Source organism: Streptococcus mitis, from assembly GCF_001579045.1.
Classification (GTDB): Bacteria; Bacillota; Bacilli; order Lactobacillales; family Streptococcaceae; genus Streptococcus; species Streptococcus mitis_D.
In genome coordinates this window covers 78,556-79,365 of the sequence record NZ_KQ970261.1, presented here as the reverse complement: position 1 = coordinate 79,365, position 810 = coordinate 78,556, and the positions used below count along the sequence as shown (strand labels likewise).

General features: G+C 39.5%; 1 pseudogene. It reads left to right on the top strand.

Going from position 1 to position 810, the window contains the following annotated elements:
* Nucleotides 1-810: pseudogene (locus SMIDD28_RS11780) on the top strand (FIVAR domain-containing protein); the annotation flags it as partial.

Here is an 810-nt window from a genome sequence, read left to right as displayed (position 1 = left end):
CAAAAGCAACACTAGTAGACAAAGCAACAGATGAGCAAGTAGCAGAGTTACGAAAAGCAGACACAGCGTTAACACCAGCAGAAGGAAGTACGTTCGAAGCAACAAAAACTCCGACAAGTATTGCAGCATACAAAAATGCAGTAGATGCGATTCAATCACAATTAACAGAAGCGAAAACTACAGCAGCAGACTTAGTAACAAAAGCAGGACAAAACAACGCTACAAAAGTAGAAGCTGCAGCAGCAATCGCAAAAGTAGAAGCATTAAAAGCGAAGTTAGTAGATGCGACAGCGTTACTAAAAGACAAAGCAAATACTGGAGACTTAGCAACAGCTAAAGACGAATTAAAAGCATTAGCAGGTGTAGCAAATGTAACAGATGGAAAAACAACATCTACAACAGAAGCATATAACGCAGCAAAACAAGCAGCAGATGCAGCAGTAACAGCAGCAGAAGGTATCATCAATAATGCAGATTCAACACCAGAACAAGTAGCAGAAGCATTAACAAATGTAAAAGCTAAGAAAGCAGAGTTAGAAAAAGCTAAAGCAGCGTTAGTGGACAAAGCAACAGAAGCTCAAAAAGCAAAATTAGAAGCAGATGCAGCAAAACTAGAAAAAGCAGATACAGCAGGAAAAACTCAAGACAGCATTAATGCATATGAAACAGCATACACTAATTTAACAGCAGAGCTAGAAGCAGCAAAAGCCAAAGCAACAGCAGTTAAAACAGCAGGAGACAATGCAAGTGAATACGCAGCATTAAAAGCACAAGAAGCAGTAGATGCAGTACAAGCAAAACTAGAAGCAG